Origin of the sequence: Streptomyces sp. NPDC057694 (genome assembly GCF_042799415.1) — a bacterium.
In the GTDB taxonomy this organism is placed as follows: Bacteria; Actinomycetota; Actinomycetes; order Streptomycetales; family Streptomycetaceae; genus Streptomyces.
The window spans coordinates 404,790-421,079 of the sequence record NZ_JBHVIX010000001.1 but is presented as its reverse complement, the minus strand read 5'-3'; the positions used below and the strand labels follow the sequence as shown (position 1 = coordinate 421,079).

Below are 16,290 nucleotides of genomic sequence, written 5' to 3'. Positions count from 1 at the left end.
GTGCGGGCGTTCATGTCGTGTGCTGGGTGGTCTTGAGGCCGAGCGCCTTCAGGTCGGGCATCGTGCCGTCCTGGGTCGCGCGCATCGACGATTCGAGAGTGCCGGATCCGGCCGCGGCGCGGGTGAAGGCGTCCTGCATGACCTGCGCGGTCGCGGTCATCCGCGGCCCCCACACCCAGCCGTCGCGGATCTTGTGGGCCTCCTGCTCGAACAGCGTGTAGATGTCCTGGCCGCCGTAGTACGTGCGGTCGAACGCGGCGCGGCCGACCGGGATCAGTTCGGAGACGGCCGGGTACTGGCTGCTGGCGCCGCTGGAGAGGCGGGCCTTGAGCGCGGCCGGGCTGGAGACCTGCCACTCGATGAACTCCATGGCGGCCTCGGGGTGGGCGCTGTCCTTGGTCACGGCGAACGTCGAGCCGCCGTTGGTGCCGAGGGCCGGCCGGTCCGGGTCCCACTGGGGCTGCGGGGCGATGCGCCACAGACCCTTCTGCTCCGGGCGGGCGTTCATCTGCGCTCCCGCGTCCCAGGCGCCGCTGTGCCGGGTGAGCGACAGACCGTTGCCGATCTGGGCATCATTGGCGCGGCTGTTGGGGTTGTTGGCGTAGACGAGGTCCTCGTCGATGAGGCGCTGCCAGTACTTCGACACGCGCCGGGTGGGCGCGTCGGCCAGCGAGACGTTCCACGCGCCCTTCGACGTGTCGAACCACTGCGCGCCCGCCTGCCAGCAGAGGCCGGAGTACAGGCCCATGTCGAGGGGGAAGATGCACACCTTGCGCTTCCCGCCGGTGCGGCGCACGGCGCGGGCGAGATCGGCGTACTCGTCCCAGGTGGTCGGCACCTCGAAGCCGTACTTGTCGAACAGGTCCTTGCGGTAGTGCAGCACAGTCGGCTCGACGTCGAGCGGCACGCTGTACGTGCGCCCCTCGAACGTCGTCTGGCCGAGCGCCTGCGGCAGCAGCTTCTTCCGCAGGTCGTCGCTGAGGAGCGAGGTGAGGTCGCGGGTGACGCCGTCGATCGCGAACCCCGGCACCTGCGGGTACTCGATGGTGGCGACGTCGGGGGCGTTCCCCGCCCGCGCGGCGTTGCTCAGCTTGAGGTAGCCGCCCGCGTTGCCGGAGGGTATCTGCTCGAAGCGGACCTGGATGTGGTCGTGCGTCTTGTTGAACTCGTCCACCACTTCCTGGCTGCCGCGCAACGCGGACCAGAACGTGATGGTGGTCGTGCCTTTGGTACCGGTCTTGCTGCTGCTCCGCGACGTCGCGCTGTCCGATCCGCTGCAGGCGCCGAGGGCGCCCGTCAGCGGCAGCGCGGTGATCGCGGCGAGCATGGATCGACGGCTCTGTCGACCAGGCATGGGCGCCTCCCGCGGCTCCTGCGTGTTCGAGTCACGGGAATCCTGATCGGCTGAGCGGTCTCGGTCAATAGATCGATCAGAAGAAAATGAAGCGGTCAAACGATCGTCTTCGGACGTCAGTTGGGCGGGACCTCGGAAGCCGGGACGGGGGCGGCCTGCTGCGTGGAACCGCGCACCTTCAGATCGGGCAGCACCTCCATGCGCCGGGCCGGCCCGGACGACGCCCCCCGCTCCAGGCGGCGCAGCAACAGCTCGGCCGCCGCCCGGCCCACCTCGGCCTTGGGCGGTGACACGGCTGTCAGGGGCGTGCTCCCGAGCCCGGCGACCACGTCGTCGTACGCGATCGCCGAACAGTCCTCCGGCACCCGCACCCCGCTGTCCCGCAACTTCTGTACGAGCATCAGCGCATCCACGTCACCGTGCAGAAGGGCTGCCGTCGCTCCCAACTCCGAGATCAGCGAGGGCAGTTCGACGGGGACCGCGGCGGCGGCCGCGTCCGGGTCGGGAGCCGCGCCCGGGGCGCTGAGCACGACCGCCCACTTGTCGATGTCCGGGTGCGCGGCGGCGATCTCGGTGAACGCGGAGCGCAGGGCGCGCGCCGTCGGGCTGTCGTCGCGTGCGGCGAGCACGATGCGCCGGTGACCGAGGCCGGCGAGGTGGTCGAGCGCGAGATGGACGCCGTACCAGTGATCCGTGCACACCGTGTCGACGGCATGCAGCGCGCTGCCCGCGCGTGGCCTGCGCTCCATCAGGACCGCCGGGACGGACAGCCGGGCCAGCCAGGTGTAGTCCGCCTCTTCCGTGGCCCGGCTGCGCCAGCGCGGGGCGATCAGCAGCCCCCGCGCGCCGTCCGCCAACGCCCGCTCCACGATGGGCTGTTCCGCCCCCGCGACGGGCGGCGCGATGTGCAGGCCGATGCGGATGCCGGCCTCCTCGAACGTGGTCCGCGCGCCGTGCAGCATCTCGTACAGGTAGGCGTGCCGCTCCGGCACCACCACCGCGACCGGGCCGCCGTCGGGCAGCGGGTCGGGCGGCGGGGCGGCCTGCGCGGTCTCCGGCAGCATCGGGCGCGCGACACCGTGGCCGCGGCGCAGCTTGCCCTCGCGGGCGAGTTCCTCCACGTCACGGCGGAGTGTCACCACCGACACCGCGAGTTCCGCGGCGAGGTCGCTGACCCGTGTCGCGCCGCGTGACTGCACCACGGCGAGAATCCGCTGCCGCCTGAGATCGACCGGTTCGCGCATGCTGATGGCCCCCTCGCAACCCGCTGTTCGTTTGAGCGCTTTACTGAACGGTTCGGCGGCAGCATAACCAGCGGACGGCGTGCCGGGTCAGTCTTCGGTGCTCTCGGGTTCGGGCGGGAGGGTGTCGAGGACGATGCCGAAGTGCTGGTCGTACGCGGCGAGGACGGCGGCGTCCGAGTCGAGGGTGTGCTGGGTGCGCTGCCCGGCGGCCGTCGTCGTGAGCGTATGACCGCTCAAGGTGATCCGTCCGTCCTCGGTGGAGCGTGAGCAGACCAGGGACTTGGTGAAGTGCGAGGCGGGCGAGGTGCGGTGGTACCAGGAGCCCGCCTCGAAGTCCCGCAGCTCGCGCGGGCGCCGGTCGAGCAGGTACTGCGGCCGGCCGTCCTGGAGCACGAGCAGATCGCCGTGCTCGGCGTCCTCGATCCGGAAGGCCCCGGCCGGGTCCCGCTGCTCGCCGCGCTCGTCGTACGCCAGCGGCTCCGCGCAGAACGCGCCGAAGCCGACGTCCGCGAGCCGCTCCCCACCGTCCACCGTGCGCACCCGCAGCGCCATGTGGTCGTACGGGATGCCGGGCCGTCCGTCCTTGCCGACCACGCGCGCCTGCAGCGTGGTCACCTCGAAACCGAGGGCGTCGAGGAGCGCCGCGAACGCCCCGTTCAGTTCGTAGCAGAAGCCGCCGCGGCGCCGGTCGACCACCTTGGCCACCAGCGCCGCCGACTCAAGCACGACCTCCTCACCGAAGTGCACCGACAGGTTCTCGAACGGCACCGCTCGCAGATGTGCCCGGTGCAGCGCGCGCAGCGCCTCGGCGGTGGGTGCGGCGGGGCGCTCGACCCCGATGCGGTGAAGGTAGGCGTCGACCCGGCTGTGATCCATACGGCCAGTGTGGCGGACGGCTCCGGCGCCGCGGGGCCCTCACCTCGACGAGCGGTGGCGCGTCAAGGCGATGTGTCCTCCGGCCTCAGATCGTAGATCCGCTCCAGCAGCCACGCCTCGTTGCCCGCGAGACCCGCCTTGCGCAGCGCTTCGTCCGCCTCGGCGATCGGCACGGCGAGGACCGACGCGGTCGCCGGTGGCTCCGTGCCGGAGAGCGCGGCGCGCGCCGTCTGCAGCAGCCGCAGACAGGCCTGCGCCGCCGCCAGCTCGTGGTGCTTCGCCGGTCGGTCGTGTGTGTCGAGATTCCTGGTTACCTGCATGACCCCACTCTTGCGCACGGGTCTGACAATCCGTCGCCAATGGGGCGGCGGGACTAGGCTCGGGTGGTTGAAGTGTCCAACGAGGACCTCACGGGACAAGGAGGAACGCACTCGTGTCATCGCACGCACTGCCGCTGTTTGATCCCGCGGCGGGGCAAGGCGCCCGGCAGTTCGCCGAGTTGGGGCTCGCGCTCGTCCTGTCCACGCTGATCGGCGCCGAGCGCGCCGTCCAGCAGAAGAGCGCGGGACTGCGCACACACACGCTCGTCGGTGTGGGCAGCGCCCTGTTCATGGAAGTCTCCCAGCACGGATTCAACTCCATGCTGGGCATCGACGGTGTCGCCCTCGACCCGTCACGGGTCGCGGCGCAGATCGTCTCCGGCATCGGATTCATCGGCGGCGGACTGATCTTCGTGCGACGGGACGCCGTCCGCGGCCTGACCACCGCCGCGACCGTCTGGCTGACCTGCGCCATAGGGATGGCCTGCGGCGGCGGACTCCCACTCCTCGCGATCGCCGCGACCGCCTGTCACTTCCTCGTGGTCCGCGGCTATCCCTGGGTGAGCCGCCGCGTCCCCGCCCTGGCCACCGAGCGGCGCACAGGGCTGCATCTCGCGTACGAGGTGGGCAGCAGCGTGCTGACGCGGGTGCTGGAGGAGTGCACGGGCCGGGGTTTCCGCGTCCTCGAAGTGCGCACCGACCGCACCGACTGGGACGGCGGCGCGGGCCGGCGCGGCACCATCGCCGTACGGATGGAGATCGAGGGCGCGGCGGAGGTGCCGTCCCTCGTGGCCGTGCTCGCCGAGCTGGACGGAGTGCTCGACGTGGCGTCGCTGGAGACCGCGGCGGACGAATAGCCGGCCTCAGGACCCCGAGGACGAGGGACTCATGAGCCGGTCCCGCCCTGCCACGAGCGCCACAGCGCCGCGTACGCCCCGTCGGCCGCCACGAGTTCGTCGTGCGGTCCGAGTTCGGTGATCCGGCCGTCCTCCATCACGGCGACCCGGTCGGCGTCGTGCGCGGTGTGCAGCCGGTGGGCGACCGCGATGACGGTACGGCCGTGCAGAACGGCGGCCAGGGCGCGCTCGGTGTGCCGGGCGGCAGTCGGGTCGAGCAGCGCGGTCGCCTCGTCCAGGACGACCGTGTGCGGATCCGCGAGCACGACGCGCGCGAGCGAGAGCTGCTGAGAGCGGGGCCCGTCCAGGCGCAGGCCGCCCGCGCCGACCTCGGTGTCCAGACCCTGCGGCAGGGTCTCCGCCCAGTGCGCGCCGACCGCGGTGAGCGCGGACAGCAGCCGGTCGTCGTCGGCGTCCGGCGCCGCGAGCCGCAGGTTGTCGCGGACGGAGCCGAGGAACACATGGTGCTCCTGCGTGACGAGGGCGATGTGCCGGCGCAGCCGTTCGGGTCCGAGCGCGGTCACCGGCGCGCCGCCCACGGTGACGGTCCCGGAGTGCGGTGCGTCGATCCCCGCGAGCAGCTTGCCCAGCGTGGTCTTGCCCGCCCCCGACGGCCCGACCAGCGCCAGCCGTTCGCCGGGCCGCACGCTCAGGTCGACGCCCCGCACCACCTCGCGCCCGCCCTCGTACGCGTAGCGCACTCCGCGCAGTTCGACGGTGTCACCGGTCGGCTCCACGGCCTCGTACGTCGGTACGGGCGCGGCCCCGCCGATGCCCTCCACGCGGGCGAACGAGGCGCCGCTGCTCTGGAGTTGCTCCATCCACAGCAGGATCGTGTCCAGCGGCCCCGACAACTGCCGCAGATACAGGGCACAGGTGACGACCGCGCCCAGGCTGAGCACTCCGTGCGTGTGCAGGGTGCCGCCCACCAGGAGGACGGCGACGACCGGGAGCATGTAGGAGAAGTCCACCGACGGGAGCAGCACGGTGCGCAGGTACAGGGTGTGCATCCGGGTGCGGTGGCTGTGCCGGATGGCCCGCTCGGACGCCGCGACGCGCCGGTCCTGCAGTCCGAACGCCTCCACGGTGCGGGCCCCCGCGGCGGTCGCCGCGAACTGCTCGGCCCGGTGCGAGTCGGCCTCGCCCTGGGCGAGATACGCGGTGCGGGCGCGGCGCAGATACCAGCGCACCGCGACCGGGATGCCGGCCAGGGCGAGCAGCGCGACCGCGCCGAGCCACGGCGCGACCACCCACACCGCTCCGGCCAGGAAGAGGACTTGGGCGAGGGACACGGACACCTCGGGTCCCGCGTCGCGCAGAGTCGTCGCGACGGTGGAGATGTCCTCCGTGCCGCGATTGGTGAGGTCGCCGGGCCCGACCCGGTCCACCACCCGGGCGGGCAGATCCAGGGCCCGCTCCACGAACCGGTCCCGGATCCGGGCCGCGGCCCGCTCCCCGAACCGGTGCCCGACCAGGCGCGCCCAGCGGGCGCACAGCAACTGCACCACGGCGAAGCAGAGGATCGCCGACGCCACCCGGTCGACGTGCCCCACCGTGGTGCCCGCGCGCACGTCGTCGATGATCCGGCCGAGGAGATACGGGCCCACGATGCCGGCGCCGGCGGCGAGACAGTTCAGCAGCACGACGCCTCCGAAGGCGCCGCGGTCGGCCCGGATCAAATCGAGGGCGGCGCGGCGCACGGCGGCCCGTCCGGCGACGGGGAGCGAGGGCGGGGTACTCATGCGGGGCCTCCTTGCACGGGCACGGTGTGGCCGTCCGGAGCCGGAGCCGGGGCGGAGTCGGGATCGGTGTCGGGGGCGGAATCGGGGTCGGGGTCCGGGCCGTCGGCCCCGGTCCCGCGTGCCACGAGCGCGCGGTACGTGCCGTCGCGGGCGAGCAGTTCGCGGTGCGTGCCCACGGCCCGGACCGTCCCGTTGACGAGGAAGCACACGGCGTCGGCCCGGTCGAGCAGCAGCGGGGACGTGCCGGTGAGCAGGGTGGTGCGGCCCTGCCGGGCGGAGCGCAGCCGGTCGGCGACCCTGGCCTCGGTGTGGGCGTCGAGCGCGGAGGTGGGCTCGACGGCGAGCAGGATCTCCGGGTCGGCCAGCAGGGCCCGTGCCAGGCGCATCCGTTGACGCTGGCCGCCCGACAGATTGCGTCCCTGGGCGAACAGTTCGGCGTCGGCGCCGGCGGGCAGCCCCGCGATCACATCGTCGGCGGCCGCGGCGTGCAGGGCGTGCGCCACCGCTTCGTCGTCCGGCGTGTGCCGTCCCGCGACGGTCTCACGGACCGATCCGGAGAACAGGTCCGCCTCCGGGTCGGCCACCAGCACACGGCGCCGCACCTCCGCCAACTCGACTCTTTCCAGCGATATTTCGCCCCAGGTGACCGCCGACGGTGCGAACCGGCCGAGCCGGTCCACGACCTCCGCCGCGTCCCCGGGCCGTGCCGTCGCCAGCACGGTCAGCCGGCCCGGCGCCACCCGCACCCCGGAGACCGGATCGTGCAGCGCGGCGCCGACGGGCGGCCCGGCGACGGGGGAGCGGTGCCCGGGCGTCCGGGGTTCGAGCGCCAGAAACCGCAGGACGCGGCGTGCGGCGACCAGCCCGCGCCCCAGGTCGTAGCCGCCCTCGACGAAGAACTGCACCGGGACCACCAGCATCGCCACATAGCCGTACACGGCCACCAACTGGCCCACGCTGATCTCGCCCCGGGCCGCCATCCGCGCGCCGAGCCAGGTGACACAGGCGAGGAAGAGCGCGGGCAGACCGACGGCGAGGGCCTGGATCCAGCTGCTCACCCGGGCCACGCGGTAGCCCTCGTCGCGCAGCCGGACGGTGTCGTGGTGCAGGCGGCGCGCGTACACGTCCTTGCCGCCGAGCCCGCCGAGCACCCCCAGTCCGCCGACGAGGTCGGCGAGCCGCGCGGCCAGCACGCCCTGCTGCTCGCGGTACCCCGACTCGGCGCCCTGGAGCCGGGTCAGCAGCGGCCCGAGGCAACCGGCGATCAGCGGCACACCGAGCAGGATCACCACCGCGAGCAGCCCCGATATCGACAACAGCAGCGCGGCGACCACGATGTACGCCACGATGGCGCCGACGCCGGGCCCGGCCATCGTCAGGGTCTGGCTGATCCGGGCGACGTCACCGACGCCGATGGTGACGACCTCCCCGGCCGCGACCCGGCGCGGCAGCACCGCGCCCAGGACGGTGGCGTGCCGGGTCACCAGGCGCGTCGTGCGGAACGTCGCGTCGAGCCGGAGCCGGGTCATGGTGCGATGCCGCATGATCGCCAACCAGGCGGTGCCCGCGCCGACCGCGAGCAGCACCCCGCACCAGCCGTACAGGGCACGGGAGTCGGCGGTCAGCAGCCCCTCGTCGATCGCCCGCGACAGCACGTACGGGGGCAGCGTCAGCGCCACCATCCAGGCGCTGCCGAGCAGCGCGCCCGCCGCGACCCGTCCGGGCTGGCGCGCTATGAGCCACCACAAGTAGCGCACGGGACCGCGGAGATCGGGCGTGCCGGGATCACCGCCGAAAGGTGCCTCGTCCGCGTCGCCCGGGCCCGGATACGTGTCAGGGTCACTCATGTGCGCACCCTAGGACGTGTGAGGCGGGTGGCCTATCGGCGGGTGAGGTCGAGCCGCAGGTCCTGCGGCATCAGCGTCAGCCGCTCGGTCACCTTCAGGCGGTAGGCGGGCTCGGGCCGAAGGTCGTAGCGGCGCAGCAGCAGGCCGAGCACCAGCGTGGCCTCGTGCAGCGCGAACTGCCGCCCGATGCAGGCCCGCGCACCCGTCCCGAACGGCTTGAAGACGTGTCCCGGGCGAGCCCGCACCGCCTGCGGCGCGAACCGGTCCGGGTCGAAGGACTCCGGATCGTCGCCCCACGCCGCCGGGTCCCGGTGCAGCATCGTCGTCAGGACGAGCGTCCAGGCGCCGCGCCGCATCGGATGGGTGCCGCCGAGCGTGGTGTCGGCGACCGCCTCGCGCGCGAACGCGGGCGCCGTCGGCCACAGCCGCAGCGATTCGTCCAGGACCCGCCGCAGATAGCGGAGTTTGGCCACCTGCTCGTACGCGGGTACGTCCACGTCGCCCCAGACCCGGTCGACCTCCTCCTGCGCCTTCGCCAGCACCTCGCGGTTCTGCGCGAGATAGTGCAGGGCGAAGGAGAGCGCGCCGGAGGTCGTCTCGTGCCCGGCCACCAGGAACGTGATGACCTGACGGCGGATGTTCTCGGGCGCGAGCCGCTCGCCCGTCTCCGGGTGCGCCACCTCCAGCATCCGGTCGAGCAGATCACCGGGGCCGCCGCCGGAGGCGCGGCGCGTGGCGATCACGTCGTCGACGGTGCGGTTCAGATAGGCGCGGTCCGCCGCGTTGCGCTTCTCGGCGCCGCGCAGCAGCGCCGACAGCAGCGGCGGCACCACGTTGCGGCGCTGCGCGAACGAGAGCGCGCCGACCATCGCCGTCACGAACGGATGCGGCCGCTCCCGCTCGAAGGACTGGAAGTCGTGCCCGAACCCGGTGCGCGCGATCGTCTCCAGCGTCAGCTTGGTCATGTCGGCGGGGACGTCCACCGGGCGGCCCGCGGTCTCGCTCGCGTCCCACGCCGCCATCAGCTGCCCCGCCACGTCGAGCATCAGCGGGTGATAGCCCTCCATCGCCTCGCGGCTGAACCCGGGCGCCAGAATGTCGTGCGCGAGCTGCCAGTTGGGTTCGTGGTTGTACGCGGTGAACAGACCGTCCCCGGCGACCGGGCGCAGATTGGCGACGCCGAGCCCGACGTGCTTGGCGAACCGCGACTCGTCGGCCAGCTCCGCCGCGAGGTCGGCCCCCCACACGAACACGATCTCCTTGCCGAACGCCTTGCGCCGGAAGATCGGGCCGAGCTCGGCGGCCATCCGCATGGAGTCCTGCAACGGCGTACGGACATTGGCGCCCACGACGTCACCGATCAGCGGCACCCGGCGCGGCGGGTGCGGGATCCGGTCCAGGCGCGGCCAGCCCTGCTCGGCACTGCGAAAGCCCCGCGGCAGCGTGGCGCCGGCCGCCTGTGTCATCTGAGCCATCGAGCCCATCTCCCCTGCGCCACCGATGGGTTGGTGCACCGGGGGCTGCTTGTTAGACGTGGATTCAATAATGCGCCTCAGTGTGCGGCTGTTATTGAACTCACGTCAAGTAAGACGGTGTCCGTCCAGTAGGGTCGGGCCATGACGGCAGAGCGGACGACCCGGCGCAGAATGAGCACGGAGCAGCGCAGGGAGCAACTCCTCTCCGTCGGAGCCAAGTTGTTCGCCCAGAGTCCGTACGACGATGTGTGGATCGAGCGGGTCGCGGAGATCGCGGGTGTCTCCCGCGGGCTCCTCTACCACTACTTTCCGAACAAACGGGATTTTTTCTCGGCGGTCGTGCGCCGGGAGAGCGAGCGGATGCTGCGGCTGACCGCCGCCGTCCCCGGCATCCCGGTGCGCGAGCAGATCGGGGCGGGACTCGACACCTTCCTCGGCTATGTCGCCGCGCACGCCGAGGGCTTCCGTGCCTTCCATCGCGCCGAGTCCGCGGGCGACCCCACTGTGCGCACCGTCTACCGCGACGGGCTCGCCGCGCAGGAGCAGCAGATCCTGGCAGCCCTCGCCGCCGACCCCGAGATCACCGGCCGGCTCCCGGAACCGGCCGCGCTGCGCCTGGCCGTGCGCGGCTGGCTCGCCTTCCTCGTCGCCGTTTGCCTCGACTGGCTCGACGCACCGGAACTCACCCGTGAACAGGTACGGGACCTGTGTGCGCGGGCTTTGCTGGGGGCGCTCTCCGGCTAGGGGCGCTCTCCGGCTAGGGGGTGCTCTGCGGTTCGGTGGCGCTCTCCGGTGAGGGGGCGAGCACGGCGAGGACGGCGGCGCGCACCCGCTCGGGCAGCGCGTCCTGCGGCGCCAGGTCGAACTTGCCGTCCAGGTGCAGGAAGGCCAGTCCGTGGACCAGTCCCAGCACTCCCCATGACAGGGCCTGCGGGTCCGCGGCCGGGAAGATCCTGCGGATGCTCTCCGTCAGGTACTCGAAGATCGCGGCGGTGGCCTCGGTCCGCTCCTCGCTGCCGGGTGCGCACGGGTCGGCGAACATCAGCCGGAACATCCCCGGGTGGTCCAGCGCGAACCGCACGTAGACGACCGCCGTGGCCGCCAGATCCTCCGGCGTCGACGGCTCGGGGTGCGCGTCGGCCAGTTTCCGGGTGAGCTCCCGGTAGCCCTGTGCGGCGATCGCGTGCACCAGGGCCTCTCGGTCCAGGTAGTGGCGGTAGGGAGCCGCGGGGGAGACCCCCGCACGTCGTGCCACCGCCCGGATCGACAGCGCGCTGCTGCCGTCCTCCTCGAGCAGCTCCCGAGCGGCGCGCAGGCATGCGGCACGCAGGTCACCGTGGTGGTAGGCGTCCTTCGTCCTGGTCATTCAGGCGCTCCGTATGTAGGCAACATTTACATCGTAGTGGAAAGCCACGGAAAGTCCGCGCGGAAGTTGACGGTGTTTACATGCCTCCCTAATGTAATCGGCATATACATGAGAGGCGCGCAGCGCTTCAGAACCGAAAGGCCTCCGATGCCCCTGACCAGCGATCTCGCGCGCCCTCGTGCCGGCGTGCCGACGGAACGACAGCGCCGCTGGTGGATCCTCGCCCTGGTCGGACTCGCGCAGCTGATGGTGATGCTGGACGGCACGATCGTGAACATCGCCCTCCCGTCCGCCCAGGCCGATCTGCACTTCGGCGACGGTGACCGGCAGTGGGTCATCACCGCCTATGCCCTGGCGTTCGGCAGTCTTCTGCTGCTCGGTGGACGGATCTCCGACATGTTCGGCCGCCGCAAGGTGTTCCTGGTGGGCCTCATCGGTTTCACCGCGGCCTCGGCGCTGGGCGGCACGGCGCACACCTTCGGCCTGCTGATCGCGGCGCGGGCGCTGCAGGGCGTGTTCGCCGCGCTGCTGGCACCGTCCGCCCGCTCGCTGCTGGTCACCACCTTCACGGACGCCGGCGAACGGGCCAAGGCCTTCGGGGTGTTCGGCGGCATCGCGGGGGCGGGCGGCGCGATCGGACTCCTCCTCGGCGGCGTCCTCACCCAGCAGTTCAGCTGGCGCTGGACCCTGTACGTCAATGTCGTGCTGGCCGTCGTCGCCCTCGGCGCCGCCCTGGTGCTGCTTCCCCGTGAGGGGCGCGACCGTACGGTGCGACTGGACGTACCCGGCGTGCTGCTGGTCTCGACCGCGCTGTTCGGCCTCGTCTACGGACTGAGCAACGCCAACGCGCATTCCTGGAGCGCCCCGCTCACCTGGGGTTCCATAGCCGCCGGCGGTCTGCTCCTCGCCGTGTTCACGTGGTGGCAGACGCGCGCCGAGCAGCCGCTCCTGCCGCTGCGCATCCTCCTGGACCGCTCCCGCGCGGCCTCCTACCTCACCGTCCTGGTCTCCGGCGCGGGCGTCTTCGGCGTCTTCCTCTTCGTCACCTACTACCTGCAGGACACGCTGGGATACAGCCCCACCCGCACCGGCCTCGCCTTCCTGCCCATGGTCGCGGTCACGATGGTCGTCTCGGTCGTCGCCGCCGCGGCGCTCGTCCCGCGCGTGGGGCCGCGCCCCGTCGTCCCCCTCGGGCTCGCCGTGTCCGCCGTCGCCGTCGCGTGGATGACGGAGCTGAACGTCGACACGGGCTACGCGGCGCACATCCTGTCGCCGCTCCTGCTGGCGGGGCTCGGCATGGGGCTCTCCACGGCCCCCGCCATCGGCCTGGCCACCTACGGGGTCGGCGCGCGCGACGCGGGAGTCTCCTCGGCGGCGGTCAGCACCATGCAGCAGATCGGCGGATCGGTCGGCACGGCACTGTTCAACACCATGGCCACCACCGCGGCCACCCACTACCTGACCACCCACCCCGCCCGGACGCCGCGGACCCTCGAACAGGCCGCCGTCCACGGCTACAGCACCGCCTACTGGTGGGCCGCCGGCGTCTTCACCCTCGGGGCGGTGGTGACCCTCGCCCTGTACCCCGGTGGTGCGCGCAAAGAGGCCGAGTCGTAAGGAAAACTTGCAAGGCTTCCTGTCTATCTCCTACGGTGGAGCCATGTCAGGAACGCAGGGACCCGCAGCCCAGGAGCCGCCCGGCGAGCGCGTCGCCGCCGACCTCGCCACCGTCGTCGGCCGGCTCTCACGGCGGCTGCGCACCGCGTCGCCGGACAGTCTGCTCACCCCGACCCAGCGCACCGTGCTGGCCCGCCTCGACACGGAGGGCCCCGACACCACGGCGGCGCTCGCCCGCGCCGAGTACGTGAAGCCGCAGTCGATGCGGCTCACGCTCGGCGCCCTGGAGGAGCGCGGCTTCGTCGCCCGCACCCCGGACCCGAACGACGGGCGGCAGTCCGTCGTCTCCATCACCGACGACGGCCGTGCCACCCTCGACGCCGTCCGCGCGGCCAAGCACAGCTGGCTCGCCCAGGCCATCGACGCCGAGTTCGACCCCGCCGAGCGCCGCCTCGTCGCCGAGGCGACCGTGCTGCTCGGACGGCTGGTGGAGCGGTGAGCGGTGACATAACGGCGACGGTCACCACCGCACCCGCCCCGACGGGCGGCGGCTTCCGCGCCCGGCTCACCGCCCCCCTCCTGCTCGGTTCGGTCCTCAACCCGCTCAACACCACGATGATCTCCACCGGCCTGGTGGCGATCGGGCACCACTTCGGGGTGGGCGCCGCCGACACCGCCTGGCTCATCTCCGTGCTCTACCTCGCCAGCGCCGTCGCCCAGCCCGTCCTCGGCAAGCTCGCCGACGCGCTCGGCCCGCGCCGGGTGTTCCTCGCCGGCCTCGTCGTGGTCTGCGCCTCCGGCCTCGTCGGCATGTTCGCCTCCGCGTTCGGCTGGCTCGTCGTCTCCCGGCTGCTGCTCGGCATCGGCACCTCGGCCGCGTACCCCGCCGCGATGGCCGTCCTGCGCGACGAGGGCCGCCGGGTCGGCCGCCGCCCGCCGCGGCCCGTCATGGCCCGGCTCTCCTTCGCGGCGCTCGGCAGCGCCGCCGTCGGCCCCACGCTCGGCGGGCTGCTCGTCACGGTCGTCGGCTGGCGCGGCATCTTCGCGGTCAACGTGCCGGTGTCCGTGATCGCGTTCTGCTGCGCCGTGCTGTGGATCCCCGCCGATCCGCCCCGCGCCGCGGCAGGCGAACCCGCCCCGAAGCTCGCCCTCGACCCGCTCGGCATCGGCCTGTTCTCCACAGCCCTGACCGTCCTGGTCTTCTTCCTCCTCGACCTGGCCCACCCCCTGTGGTGGCTGCTCGCCCCGTTCGCCGTGCTCACCGCAGGCCTGCTGTGGTGGCAACTGCGCTGCCGCACGCCCTTCATCGACGTACGGATGCTCGCCGGGAACGGCCCGCTCGCCCGCACCTACCTGCGCCACGGCCTCAGCTATCTGCTCATCTACTGCGTCATGTACGGCTTCACCCAATGGCTGGAGGAAGGCCGCGGCTACTCCTCAGGGCACACCGGACTCCTGATGCTCCCCATGTCGCTGGCCGCCCTGGTCTGCTCCCTGATCGGGGCCCGCACCAAGGGGATCCGCGTCCCGCTGATCGTCGCCAGTGCGCTGCTGACCGCGGGCGCGGCACTGCTCGCCTTCGTCTCGGGCTCCACACCGCTGGCCGTGCTGCTCCTCGCGGGCGCCTGCTTCGGCATCCCGCAGGGCCTCATCGGCACCAGCAACCAGGCAGCGGTGCAGGAGTACGCGCCCGCCGCCGACATCGGCGCCGCCGCGGGTCTCCAGCGCACGGCCCAGTACATCGGCGCCATCACCGCGTCGAGCCTGATCGCCCTCGCCTACGGGCAGAGCGCCGACGACGCGGGACTGCATCTGATGGCGACGGTCTCGGCCGTCCTCGGCGTGCTGCTCGTCGCCCTGACCGTCACGGACCGGGCGCTGCGCAGACAGCACTGAGCCGCGCGGCTTCCGAGGTCGTCACCGGGTGAAGAAGAGGTCGCCCGCCGGCTCCTGGTGTCCGTCGGCCTGATGCCAGTAGTCGCGCGTCTCCACCACGAGCCCGTCCGCCCGGAACCGTACGAACACGCACCCGGCCAGCGTCGTGGGCCTGCCGTCCTCCTCGGAGAGCACCCGGAACTCGGCGACCGCGACCGGCCCGGGACCCACCACCGGCGCCGCGAACCGCACGTCCACCGGCCGCTCCTGCGCGAACGACCAGCGCAGATACGCGGCGAGCGCGTCCCGCCCGCGGTGCGGCTCCCGGAACGGCATCGACCGGTGCACGCAGTCCGGCGCGTACAGGGCGACCAGCGCCTCCACGTCGTGCCGCGCCCATCCGTCCTGCCACACGTCGACGAACCGTCGCGCGGCGTCCCCGGCGCTCTCGGTGTCCATGCGCTGCTCCCGGTGTCGCGCTCTCGTCGTTCCATCGCGCGTCAGGGTAGCGGGGGAGCAGGGGGAACAGGAGCGCCAGCGGGTGCCGGGATGCCGTCCCGCGCCGGGTCCGGTGAGGTAGTGTGACCGGGCCCCACAGCGCCACGAGGGAACGAGGAGGTGAGCCCGATCTTCGCTGTACCAGGTCAGGTGCTCCCTGCTCGCGCCGTGCGCCACGACCGCTCGCGCTGAGCCGGTCGGCGGTCGCGCGACGGCCGGGAGCCCCGTCGGCGTCCCGAGAGGTCACACCACGCCCATGCCGCTCCTTCCGACATCCGTACCGCCCCCACCCGACTTCCTCGTGTCCGCGCTGCGCGCCGCCGGCTGTGTCTTCGCCGAGGACGAGGCCCGGATCCTGCACGCCTCCGCCCGCGACCAGGCCGAACTGACCGCGATGGTCGAGCGGCGCGCCGCCGGACTCCCGCTGGAGCACGTCGTCGGCTGGGCCGAGTTCTGCGGGCTGCGGATCGCCGTCGACCCCGGGGTCTTCGTGCCGCGCCGCCGCACCGAGTTCCTCGCCCGCCAGGCCCTCGCGCGCACCCGCCCCGGCGCCACCGTCGTCGATCTGTGCTGCGGCACCGGAGCCGTCGCCGCCGTCCTCGCCGCCCGCGCCCCGGGCCGGCTGCACGCCGCCGACCTGGACCCGGCCGCCGTGGACTGCGCCCGCCGCAACCTCGCCCCGCTCGGCGGCGAGGTCCACGAGGGTGACCTGTACGACCCGCTGCCCGCGGACCTGGCGGGCCGGGTCGACATCCTCATCGCCAACGGCCCCTACGTTCCCACCGGTGACCTGCCGCTGCTGCCGTCCGAGGCCCGCGACCACGAGCGGCTGATCGCGCTCGACGGCGGCAAGGACGGCCTCGACGTGCTGCGCCGGGTCGCCGAGCAGGCGCCGCGCTGGCTCGCGCCGGGCGGCCGGCTCTTCGTGGAGACCAGCGAGCGGCAGGCCGACACGGCGCTGGCGGCCGTACGCGCTTCCGGCCTCTCGGCCCGCCTGGTGGAGGACGACGACCTGTACGCCACGGTCGTCGTCGGTACGCGTCCGGCGCGCTGAGACAGACATCGGATACGGATGTGGTCCCGGGGGGGGGGGGGGGGCCGGAGAAAAAGAAAAAAAGGGGGGGGAGGGGGGGCTCCTCCTCTCCCCCCCCCCATCCAACTCCCCCGCAGAACCCACCCC

Annotated in this window: 15 protein-coding genes; 6 read left to right on the top strand and 9 right to left on the bottom strand. The window is 72.7% G+C overall.

What is annotated here, in order from left to right; genetic code table 11:
- Positions 1–10: 10 nt before the first annotated feature.
- The 4 genes from ACFVDP_RS02100 to ACFVDP_RS02085 form a co-directional block, all read right to left on the bottom strand.
- The gene (locus ACFVDP_RS02100; protein ID WP_383481773.1) at positions 11–1,354 is read right to left on the bottom strand and encodes an ABC transporter substrate-binding protein; all 1,344 of its coding nucleotides are present in this window, start codon (positions 1,352–1,354) and stop codon (positions 11–13) included.
- 116 nt (positions 1,355–1,470) lie between these two features.
- Positions 1,471–2,598: a substrate-binding domain-containing protein gene (locus tag ACFVDP_RS02095; protein WP_383481770.1), complete on the bottom strand. Its 1,128-nt coding sequence runs from the start codon at positions 2,596–2,598 to the stop codon at positions 1,471–1,473.
- Positions 2,599–2,685: 87 nt separating this feature from the next.
- On the bottom strand, positions 2,686–3,474 hold the full coding sequence (locus ACFVDP_RS02090) for an arylamine N-acetyltransferase (protein WP_383481768.1): 789 nt from the start codon (positions 3,472–3,474) through the stop codon (positions 2,686–2,688).
- A 62-nt stretch (positions 3,475–3,536) separates the two neighbouring features.
- Positions 3,537–3,794: a hypothetical protein gene (locus tag ACFVDP_RS02085; RefSeq protein ID WP_383481766.1), complete on the bottom strand. Its 258-nt coding sequence runs from the start codon at positions 3,792–3,794 to the stop codon at positions 3,537–3,539.
- A gap of 113 nt (positions 3,795–3,907) precedes the next feature.
- On the opposite strand from ACFVDP_RS02085, the gene ACFVDP_RS02080 reads away from it, so the two are divergent.
- Positions 3,908–4,651 (top strand): MgtC/SapB family protein, encoded by a 744-nt coding sequence (locus tag ACFVDP_RS02080; protein WP_383481763.1) that lies wholly within the window; start codon positions 3,908–3,910, stop codon positions 4,649–4,651.
- Positions 4,652–4,680: 29 nt separating this feature from the next.
- Here ACFVDP_RS02080 and ACFVDP_RS02075 read toward each other — a convergent pair whose 3' ends face one another.
- Genes ACFVDP_RS02075 through ACFVDP_RS02065 form a run of 3 tightly spaced genes read right to left on the bottom strand, consistent with a single transcriptional unit; the run spans position 4,681 to position 9,754 of the window.
- Positions 4,681–6,432, bottom strand: a complete 1,752-nt coding sequence (locus ACFVDP_RS02075) for an ABC transporter ATP-binding protein (RefSeq protein WP_383481760.1) — start codon at positions 6,430–6,432, stop codon at positions 4,681–4,683.
- On the bottom strand, positions 6,429–8,279 hold the full coding sequence (locus tag ACFVDP_RS02070) for an ABC transporter transmembrane domain-containing protein (protein ID WP_383481757.1): 1,851 nt from the start codon (positions 8,277–8,279) through the stop codon (positions 6,429–6,431). Before ACFVDP_RS02070 ends, ACFVDP_RS02075 begins: the two co-directional genes overlap by 4 nt.
- A gap of 32 nt (positions 8,280–8,311) precedes the next feature.
- Complete coding sequence (locus tag ACFVDP_RS02065) at positions 8,312–9,754, bottom strand: cytochrome P450 (protein WP_383481754.1); 1,443 nt, start codon at positions 9,752–9,754, stop codon at positions 8,312–8,314.
- Between the two features lie 141 nt (positions 9,755–9,895).
- Here ACFVDP_RS02065 and ACFVDP_RS02060 point away from each other — a divergent pair, with 141 nt between their 5' ends.
- A complete protein-coding gene (locus tag ACFVDP_RS02060; RefSeq protein ID WP_383481752.1) occupies positions 9,896–10,498 on the top strand; it encodes a TetR/AcrR family transcriptional regulator in 603 nt (200 codons plus the stop codon).
- A 13-nt stretch (positions 10,499–10,511) separates the two neighbouring features.
- Here ACFVDP_RS02060 and ACFVDP_RS02055 read toward each other — a convergent pair whose 3' ends face one another.
- Positions 10,512–11,120: a TetR/AcrR family transcriptional regulator gene (locus ACFVDP_RS02055; protein ID WP_383481749.1), complete on the bottom strand. Its 609-nt coding sequence runs from the start codon at positions 11,118–11,120 to the stop codon at positions 10,512–10,514.
- Between the two features lie 147 nt (positions 11,121–11,267).
- On the opposite strand from ACFVDP_RS02055, the gene ACFVDP_RS02050 reads away from it, so the two are divergent.
- Genes ACFVDP_RS02050 through ACFVDP_RS02040 form a run of 3 tightly spaced genes read left to right on the top strand, consistent with a single transcriptional unit; the run spans position 11,268 to position 14,633 of the window.
- Positions 11,268–12,737 carry an MFS transporter gene (locus ACFVDP_RS02050; protein WP_383481746.1) on the top strand — a complete coding sequence of 490 codons (1,470 nt, stop codon included), beginning with the start codon at positions 11,268–11,270 and terminating at the stop codon, positions 12,735–12,737.
- 43 nt (positions 12,738–12,780) lie between these two features.
- A complete protein-coding gene (locus ACFVDP_RS02045) occupies positions 12,781–13,236 on the top strand; it encodes a MarR family winged helix-turn-helix transcriptional regulator (RefSeq protein ID WP_383481743.1) in 456 nt (151 codons plus the stop codon).
- A complete protein-coding gene (locus tag ACFVDP_RS02040; protein WP_383481740.1) occupies positions 13,233–14,633 on the top strand; it encodes an MFS transporter in 1,401 nt (466 codons plus the stop codon). The genes ACFVDP_RS02045 and ACFVDP_RS02040 overlap by 4 nt, the downstream gene beginning before the upstream one ends.
- 21 nt (positions 14,634–14,654) lie before the next feature.
- Here the strand turns inward: ACFVDP_RS02040 and ACFVDP_RS02035 are convergent, their stop codons facing one another.
- A complete protein-coding gene (locus ACFVDP_RS02035; RefSeq protein WP_383481738.1) occupies positions 14,655–15,071 on the bottom strand; it encodes a nuclear transport factor 2 family protein in 417 nt (138 codons plus the stop codon).
- Positions 15,072–15,366: 295 nt separating this feature from the next.
- On the opposite strand from ACFVDP_RS02035, the gene ACFVDP_RS02030 reads away from it, so the two are divergent.
- Complete coding sequence (locus ACFVDP_RS02030) at positions 15,367–16,164, top strand: putative protein N(5)-glutamine methyltransferase (RefSeq protein WP_383481735.1); 798 nt, start codon at positions 15,367–15,369, stop codon at positions 16,162–16,164.
- The last annotated feature ends 126 nt before the right edge of the window (positions 16,165–16,290 follow it).

Excerpts from the sequence above, each read along its gene's own strand:
- ACFVDP_RS02100 (WP_383481773.1), bottom strand. The coding sequence starts at position 1,354 with ATGCCTGGTCGACAGAGCCGTCGATCCATGCTCGCCGCGATCACCGCG.
- ACFVDP_RS02095 (WP_383481770.1), bottom strand. The coding sequence starts at position 2,598 with ATGCGCGAACCGGTCGATCTCAGGCGGCAGCGGATTCTCGCCGTGGTG.
- ACFVDP_RS02090 (WP_383481768.1), bottom strand. The coding sequence starts at position 3,474 with ATGGATCACAGCCGGGTCGACGCCTACCTTCACCGCATCGGGGTCGAG.
- ACFVDP_RS02085 (WP_383481766.1), bottom strand. The coding sequence starts at position 3,794 with ATGCAGGTAACCAGGAATCTCGACACACACGACCGACCGGCGAAGCAC.
- ACFVDP_RS02075 (WP_383481760.1), bottom strand. The coding sequence starts at position 6,432 with ATGAGTACCCCGCCCTCGCTCCCCGTCGCCGGACGGGCCGCCGTGCGC.
- ACFVDP_RS02070 (WP_383481757.1), bottom strand. The coding sequence starts at position 8,279 with ATGAGTGACCCTGACACGTATCCGGGCCCGGGCGACGCGGACGAGGCA.
- ACFVDP_RS02065 (WP_383481754.1), bottom strand. The coding sequence starts at position 9,754 with ATGGCTCAGATGACACAGGCGGCCGGCGCCACGCTGCCGCGGGGCTTT.
- ACFVDP_RS02060 (WP_383481752.1), top strand. The coding sequence starts at position 9,896 with ATGACGGCAGAGCGGACGACCCGGCGCAGAATGAGCACGGAGCAGCGC.
- ACFVDP_RS02055 (WP_383481749.1), bottom strand. The coding sequence starts at position 11,120 with ATGACCAGGACGAAGGACGCCTACCACCACGGTGACCTGCGTGCCGCA.
- ACFVDP_RS02050 (WP_383481746.1), top strand. The coding sequence starts at position 11,268 with ATGCCCCTGACCAGCGATCTCGCGCGCCCTCGTGCCGGCGTGCCGACG.
- ACFVDP_RS02045 (WP_383481743.1), top strand. The coding sequence starts at position 12,781 with ATGTCAGGAACGCAGGGACCCGCAGCCCAGGAGCCGCCCGGCGAGCGC.
- ACFVDP_RS02035 (WP_383481738.1), bottom strand. The coding sequence starts at position 15,071 with ATGGACACCGAGAGCGCCGGGGACGCCGCGCGACGGTTCGTCGACGTG.
- ACFVDP_RS02030 (WP_383481735.1), top strand. The coding sequence starts at position 15,367 with ATGCCGCTCCTTCCGACATCCGTACCGCCCCCACCCGACTTCCTCGTG.